Genomic DNA, 7,261 nt, shown 5'->3' on the forward strand with positions numbered 1-7,261 from the left:
GGCCCATTGGTCAACCCGAAGGAGCCTTGTACGAACGGGCACTCCGTTCGCGAAGCATCTGGACGGAGGTATTGCAGCGGTCCGGTTGCTGGTACAGTCAGCAGGGAAGCCTGCACATGGCCTATCACGCGGACGAATGGACAGTATTGCAGGAATTCAAGGAAGCCAGTCAGCCGACCCGCCCGCTGGCCTTACTGTCGCCCGGTCAAACCCGCGAACGCTCCTCCGTCGTACAGCCTGCGGGACTATTAGGTTCCTTGTATTCCGCCGATGAGATGATTGTCGATCCCCGGCAGGCCATCGGTAGCATTCCTTCCTATCTGGCCGAGCAGTATGGCGTAACCTTTCACTGGAATACGGCGATCAGTCGGATTGAGTACCCAAATGTCTGGTCCGGCAAACGGCAATGGTCCGCCGACGAAATTTACGTGTGCAGCGGCGTTGATTTTGAAACCCTGTACCCGGAAGCCTTTGCCGAAGCCCCCATTACCAAGTGTAAAGTACAAATGCTGCGGCTCGAAGCTCAAAATGGTGACATCGGTCCTTCCCTGTGCGGAGGTTTATCCCTGATTCACTACAAGGGCTTTCTCAGTGCCCCTTCGTTGCCCCAGTTACTGGAACGTTACCAGCGGGAAAAAAAAGAGTATATGGACTGGGGCATTCACGTGATGGCTTCGCAAAATGGGTTAGGCGAGATTACGGTAGGCGATTCGCACGAATACGGCCTGACATTTGATCCCTTCGACCGGACGGCGGTCAATGCCCTGGTGCTCGACTATCTGCGTACCTTCACTACCTTTGCTTCGTATCAGATTCAGCAAACCTGGCACGGCATCTACCCCAAACATACGCAGGGTAAAACCGAGTGGGTCACCTCGCCCGAATCCGGAGTTACGGTGATCAACGGTCTGGGTGGAGCGGGCATGACACTTTCGTTTGGATTATGTGAAGCGGTGGTGGCCGGAACCTATCACCCCCTCGAAGTGGTGCTTTCTTAATACATCAAATATAAAAAGACTCCCAAGCTATTGACTTGGGAGTCTTTTTATATTTGATGTACCAATACCTAGAAAAGCTACATTGGCTCGGCTAAGGGGTACTAACCAGCGAATCTCTTTTCGTACCTGAGTTACCGCTGATCAAAGAAGTACACAATCAGCATCTGGCAGGATTGCCGGCCGGTATTACGGGGCAGGTGGGGCAAGCGGCCATCGRAAAACAGAGCATCCCCCGCTTCCAGGGTGTACGATTGCCCATTGATGAGGTAATCAACCTGGCCTTTCAAAATGTATTTCAGCTCAAAAGCTTCGGTTCTCACTTCTTCGCGTTGCGAATGCGGAGCCAGTTCCAGCAGCACGACATCGACGGTCGAGGCGGCCATACTCCGGGTTAAAATGCGTTGGTACTGAAAGCCGTGGGCATCTTCCTTTTCAAAGGCCTCGAAGGAATCTTTCTTCTGAACCAGCACGACCGGTTCGCTAAGCTTTAAATTCTCAAAAAAAGTCTCCTACTTCACTATTCAGGGATTGAATGATCTGAAATAATACCGGCAGTGAAGGAATACTTCGGCCATTTTCGATCTGTGAAATCAGCCCTTTACTAACGCCTGCCCGATCGGCAAGCTCCTGTACCGTAAGGCGTTGACTGGTTCTTCGTTCTTTAAGTACGGCGGCTTACTTCTTACTAAAAACGCTCCTTCCATAATCATCGTACAACTGGTAGACAGGTTCGAAGATAGGGCTCATTTGCTAAGCTCTACTTCCTTTTCTGGCTTTTCTGCGAAACGTAGGTTCGTCCTTTCGTACGACCTTTAACAAAATAAATCGGGCCTGCCCCGTCTGGAGCAGGCCCGGTAAGGGGTTATTTCAACATCCAGAGTTCGTCTTTCACGTTATCCTGCGTGGCTGAACCAAACTGTCGTTGCAGAGCTTCGCGGTAATTGGTTTCGTTGTACAACCGATCCGAAACCGGATACTGCCAGCGACGGGGAATACCCCGTGTACCAATACCCGCTCCCTGGGTAGCGAAGTTGTCGGGATAGCCCGTTCGCCGCCAGTTGAAGAAAGGCTCAATACCCGAGGTCATGAACAGGGCCAGGTATTTCTGATTCAGAATCTGCTTGCGTCCTTCAGTAGTGTTACCGGCATACTTCACCAGCGACTGGCCCAGGTACGCCGTCGGATCGAAGCTGATGGTAAAGGACTGTGACGTGGCTACGCCCGCATTCCGGATTTCAAAAACTACGGTGTTCGTTCCATTTTTGATGCCAAAGAAATCCATGTTGGCCAGAATGCCTTTCTGGTAGTAATCTGCCGCATCGCCCGTTGCCCAGCCCAGGTTAATGGCTTCGGCAATGTTGAACGATTGCTCGGAATAACCCAGAATAACCGTTGGTTCGGGCGTGTAACCTTTGTAATAGCGATTCCGGTTGATGAAGGAGTACTCGCCATTGTTGGCTCCCGTCGACATTACATCCAGACTCAACGCTGGACTTGGAGCTACGAACGCCGCAAAATCCGTGGCCTTCACGCCTTTTTTGAGTTGAGCTTCGGCGGGTTCGGCGGTTACGAACAAACGCGGATCCTGGTAGCGTTTCAGTAATTCCACATGCGTCGCCGACATTTCCTGACGAGTAGCGTCGTTCCCAAAGTTATCCGGGTTGATGGGGTATTTGTTGTAAACGGCGTTGTACACAAACTGCAGGTTATCCGCATTACCCGTAAACAGGGGAAATTTCGTAGGATTAGATACGACCTCGGCAAAGCGGGTTTTTACTTTTAAATCGGCATCATCGGTACGCTTACTCAGGTTAATCAGTACGCGAAGTTTAAACGCATTAACCACTTTCTGCCAGGAATTCAGGCTGTTGTTGAGGTAAATATCACCTTTCAGGGGTAGCGTAGCCTGACCAGCGGCCTGTAAACTCCCCAGATCCGTGTTGGCTTCGTCCAGCCAGGTCAGCACCTGTAGGTAGATGTCCTTCTGCGTATCGTAGCGAGGTGTAATGTTCGCTTCTCCCTGCAGGGCGTCTTTCAGGGGTACATCGCCCACCCGCTGGGTCATCCAGAACCAGAAGTAGGCCCGGAAAAATTTACCTAGTGCAGCGTACGCATTTTTATCGGTCGAGAGGTTTTTCTTGGCCTCTTCTTCCATTTTCAGGACATTTTTCAGCGTCGTGTACCGCAAATCCGACGTCGTCCAGTCGTACTCGTTGTTGCCGTAATAGTTGTAATTGACGGTGTAATACTGATTGTACCGGGCATCCTTGTTCCAGGTTCCTTCATACATATCCATCAGGATGTCCTTCAGTACTAGATCAGCTGGTACCTGTACGGGCAGGTTGGGATTTTTTTCGAGTTCTTCGAATTTCTGGCAGCTTCCCAGGCTCAGCAGCAGTACCAGACTATAGAGTATCTTTTTCATTGCGTGATTGCTAGGAAATCCGTTAAAAAATCAGGTTGATGTTTACCCCGTACCGACGCGTAGTGGGCGTTTGCAGGCTCGATCCCCTATCTGAGTAGCTAACAAACTGCTCGACATCAAGGTCCTTCTTCTCAGCCCAGTACAGCAGGTTACGACCTACGAACGAAATGCTGGCCGATTTCACAAACCTAAACGACCCTGTAATACCTGACTCGGGATCTGGTACCCGAATGTCACTTCGCGAAGCTTCACAAAGCTCCGGCTGATCATGTTGGCTTCGTTGGTGTTGTAGTAACGGCTGATCCAATCCTGAAGGTAGGTTTTGTTGGCGTCCGACATGGGTGAGAAACTCAGCGATTCGAAGTTGGTGATGTTTCCATCCACATCGTACTGGATGTTTCCGTTAGTTAGTACCACCCCAGGACCTACCCAGGAAGCTACCCCTTTGTAATCCTGGTAGCGGGCTTCACCCATCTTTCCCTGTACCGTTTCGATATGACGACCGCCCCGGAAGGTTTGTTTCTGGATGTAATCCTCGATTACGCCCCCTACGCGACCATCGACCTGTACGTTCAGGAAGAAATTGCGGTAGTTGAATTTGTTGATGAACCCGAAAGCAAAATCGGCATTGGTGTAACCCAGGAATTGATTCACGGGATTAACCACGGGCCGTCCGTTCGCATCATTGATGATTTGTCCCTCGCGGGTACGGGCAAAGGCCGATCCGTAATAGGCATCCAGACGATCGCCCACTTTGTAGAACTGGTTGAGTCGCGTTTGCGAACCGTAAATCTCTTTCAGGTATTCCTGAAACGTACTCCAGTTCAGCGTTACGTCCCAGTTCAGACCACGGGCACTTTTCAGAGCCGTACCCGTCAGTGCGATTTCCAGACCGCGTTTCTGCGATTTAATTCCGTTGGTGGTCAGGGAAGAATACCCCGTAGCTTCGGGCAGGGTCAGGCCAAAAATACGCGGACCATCGAGGTAGCTGAAGTACGCGACGTCCAGACCGATCCGGTTTTTGAGGAAGCGTACATCCAGACCCGCTTCAAAACTCGTCCGTGAAGAAGGTTTCAGGTTAGGATCCACCAGAGCGTTGGCATAACTGGCTGCGGCTTCATTGTTGTACGGACGGCTGATCGTATAAGCAACCGTCGTTCCGTACGAAGGTCCTTCGTAGGGTGAAGCAAAGGTCTGACCGTAACCCAGCGGGTTGCTACCATTTAAGGGAGAGAACGCCGTATACACATTCTGCTGCGTAAAGGCCTCTTTTACGTTGGCGTACGAAGCCCGCAATTTCACGAAAGAAATGGCCGCAGGAGTCCGAACGTAATCCGATACTACCGTGCTTACCCCGGCTGACGGGTAAAAATATACGTTCTTATCCGAGGGCAAGGTAGAGTTTTTATCCCAGCGACCCGTCGTCGAAAGCGTTGCATAACGACCCAGGTTCACATCAACGCTGTACAGGGCACTCAGTACCTGCATCCGAGAGTTGAAGCTGTTCGCCCGCGTGGGGTTCAGGGAGTTGTCGAAGGTATAAACGCCCGGCACACTCAGGTAATCCGTTGAAGCGTAGTTGCTATTATACCGGAAAAAACGTCCCGAGAAACCACCCACGGCCCGCAGGCTGATGTCATGAGCAAAGGTTTTGTTATAGTTCAGCAATACGTCGGTATTGTTTTCCAATAAGGAACGGCGGTCTTCGCGGTAATCTCCCTTCGCCTGCTCCCGTCCGTACGTGGTGGCCGAATACGGCATTTTTTCATTCCGGAACAATTCGTAACCTGTCACCTGCGTACGAGCCTGTAGTTCCAGGTTTTTCAGCAGATCGAATTTCATCAGGCGTAGCCATTGTACGTATTGTTATAGTGACCTCGCAACCATTCTTTCGCCACAAACCAGGGGTTGTTGTAGCGTTGGTATTCGGCGTAAATCTGCTGGATGCCTTCTTTGCCGGGCTGCCAGAGTTGCTTCATGTCATCAACATTCCAGTCAGCTCCCGCCCAAATCACGGTGTTATAAATCAGGGAGTTCGGACCGTAATTTACGTCCGGGTAATTGGCCGAAGCCTGACGACTGAAGTTAAAGTTCGACTCAAACGAACGCGGTCGGAAATGTTCTGACCCAGCGTTGCACTGAAGGTAGTACTGTTCAGACTGGTATTCGGCACCATACCTTTCTGGTACTGATTGGTGATCCCGAAACGTAAATCCGTTTTACCGGAAGTCGCCGAAATGGCTACACTGTTGGTAGACAGGACGCCCGGACGCAGAAAACGCTTCAGGTTGTCTTTACCGCGAGCCACCCAGGGCGTAGGGATTCGCTTGCCGGTTTGCGGATCGATGGGGCTGTCATACTGGGCAATCAGCTGACCTTCGAATTTGGGACCCCAGACGTCGTAATCGCCGTCGTTGAGTCCACCACCGCGACCATCGACGAACGAGTAGGTTCCTTTGTTTCCCGGACCGTACTCATCCTGTACTTTAGGAATGGCCAGAAAACCGTTTTCTGTCATTGTACTCGAATTGACTTCTACGGAAAACCCACGTTTGTCTTTCGAGCCTTTTTTGGTAGTAATGATGATAACGCCGTTCGTCGCCCGTGATCCATACAGGGCTGAACCCGAGGGGCCTTTAATCACGTCGTACGACTCAATATCATCGGGATTGATGTTGTAAGTGTCGGATACAATGGGTACACCGTCCACCACAAACAAGGGGCGGCCACCCCGCAACAGTACCTGCGGAGCCCGCAGTAATTCCGCACTCGCACCGATGTTCAGACCGGCCACTTTCCCCACCAGAGCGTTTACGGGGTTCGGTTCGCGGGCCTTCACCAGATCCTGGGCCTTAATTGTTTGCGTAGCGTAGGAAAGATCCCGTTTCGCCTTGGTAATCCCCAGCGAGGTAACGACTACTTCTTCCAGCAGTCGCTGATCAGCAGCCAGTAATACGTCGATTTGTGTCCGGTTGCCGATGGCTTCTTCCTGCGTGGTATGGCCAACAAATGTAAAGATCAGCGTTTCAGCACCCGCCGGAACCGTGAGACGATAGGTACCGTCGGCGTTGGTGGTTGTACCCTGATTTGAATTTTTAACCCGTACGGCCACACCAGCCAAAGGCTGCTGGTCATCCTGGCCGCGTACGGTTCCGCTAAGCGTTCGGTCCTGAGCCTGGGAAGTCAGGGAAAAAAATACCATCCATAAAGCGGTCAGCAACGAAAGATAACCCAATGATCGCTGCGGCTTCGGTAAAAGCTGTTTCATGAGGAGTTTGTTTGGAACGAATGTTCGGTAATCTCCCCGCAAAGGTCAGCGGCAGCTTTTAGCTAATGTTGAAGGCAGTATGAACGAATCATTACTATAAGTATTCAATTGTTAAGAATATGTAAACAAAGGTTTTAGGCAACTGGATCTAATCCTCTTTACGACTACTAACGCCCCAACTCTTCCTCAATAAGTTGTAGTAACTGGGGCAGCTTTACGTGGTCATTGTTGCAGAGTACAATCACGGTCTTGTCGGCCTCGATGTACCGAATGATTTCATTCTTGTACCCGGGATTGTCTCCGCTATGACGAACCACTTTACCCAAGCGTGGATGCTGTTGAATCTTCCAGCCAAATCCGTAATTAGACAGCGAATCGTTACTCAGGCGAGCGGGCGTAAATGCCTCCTGCAAGGTGGCGGGACTCACCAATTGCGTAGTATACAAAGCCCGATCCCAGCGGAGCAAGTCGCGGGTCGTTGCACTCATTCGGCCCGGCCCTTTCCGATTGCCCAGCCAGATGGCGTAGTTGAACTGCGGAAACGAATCAGCCCGAACGTATTGCTTCTTT

At 51.2% G+C, this 7,261-nt stretch carries 8 protein-coding genes and 1 pseudogene; 1 reads left to right on the forward strand and 8 read right to left on the reverse strand.

Going from position 1 to position 7,261, the window contains the following annotated elements:
- Positions 1-998, forward strand: a 998-nt coding sequence (locus tag BWI97_RS25185) for a TIGR03364 family FAD-dependent oxidoreductase (protein ID WP_102203283.1), incomplete at its 5' end; no start/stop codon positions are given.
- A gap of 131 nt (positions 999-1,129) precedes the next feature.
- Here the strand turns inward: BWI97_RS25185 and BWI97_RS25190 are convergent.
- From BWI97_RS25190 to BWI97_RS25205, 8 genes and pseudogenes are all read right to left on the reverse strand, one after another.
- Positions 1,130-1,468, reverse strand: coding sequence for a cupin domain-containing protein (locus tag BWI97_RS25190; protein WP_233208031.1), 339 nt, complete (start codon positions 1,466-1,468; stop codon positions 1,130-1,132).
- Between the two features lie 25 nt (positions 1,469-1,493).
- A pseudogene (locus BWI97_RS28645) lies at positions 1,494-1,613 on the reverse strand (helix-turn-helix transcriptional regulator); the annotation flags it as partial.
- 247 nt (positions 1,614-1,860) lie between these two features.
- Complete coding sequence (locus BWI97_RS25195; protein ID WP_102203284.1) at positions 1,861-3,423, reverse strand: SusD/RagB family nutrient-binding outer membrane lipoprotein; 1,563 nt, start codon at positions 3,421-3,423, stop codon at positions 1,861-1,863.
- Between the two features lie 22 nt (positions 3,424-3,445).
- Complete coding sequence (locus BWI97_RS28650; protein ID WP_233208032.1) at positions 3,446-3,607, reverse strand: hypothetical protein; 162 nt, start codon at positions 3,605-3,607, stop codon at positions 3,446-3,448.
- Complete coding sequence (locus tag BWI97_RS28655) at positions 3,604-5,265, reverse strand: hypothetical protein (RefSeq protein ID WP_233208033.1); 1,662 nt, start codon at positions 5,263-5,265, stop codon at positions 3,604-3,606. The genes BWI97_RS28650 and BWI97_RS28655 overlap by 4 nt, the downstream gene beginning before the upstream one ends.
- Positions 5,265-5,438, reverse strand: coding sequence for a hypothetical protein (locus tag BWI97_RS28660; protein ID WP_233208034.1), 174 nt, complete (start codon positions 5,436-5,438; stop codon positions 5,265-5,267). The genes BWI97_RS28655 and BWI97_RS28660 overlap by 1 nt, the downstream gene beginning before the upstream one ends.
- A gap of 32 nt (positions 5,439-5,470) precedes the next feature.
- Positions 5,471-6,691, reverse strand: coding sequence for a carboxypeptidase-like regulatory domain-containing protein (locus BWI97_RS28665; RefSeq protein WP_233208035.1), 1,221 nt, complete (start codon positions 6,689-6,691; stop codon positions 5,471-5,473).
- Positions 6,692-6,858: 167 nt separating this feature from the next.
- Positions 6,859-7,261 (reverse strand): serine hydrolase (locus tag BWI97_RS25205; RefSeq protein WP_146011029.1); only part of this gene is annotated, 403 nt, incomplete at its 5' end.

Source organism: Siphonobacter sp. BAB-5405, from assembly GCF_002872335.1.
GTDB lineage: Bacteria > Bacteroidota > Bacteroidia > Cytophagales > Spirosomataceae > Siphonobacter.

Bases quoted from the DNA above. Each gene is read 5' to 3' on its own strand.
- BWI97_RS25195 (WP_102203284.1), bottom strand. From the start codon at position 3,423: ATGAAAAAGATACTCTATAGTCTGGTACTGCTGCTGAGCCTGGGAAGC.
- BWI97_RS28655 (WP_233208033.1), bottom strand. From the start codon at position 5,265: ATGAAATTCGATCTGCTGAAAAACCTGGAACTACAGGCTCGTACGCAG.
- BWI97_RS28665 (WP_233208035.1), bottom strand. From the start codon at position 6,691: ATGAAACAGCTTTTACCGAAGCCGCAGCGATCATTGGGTTATCTTTCG.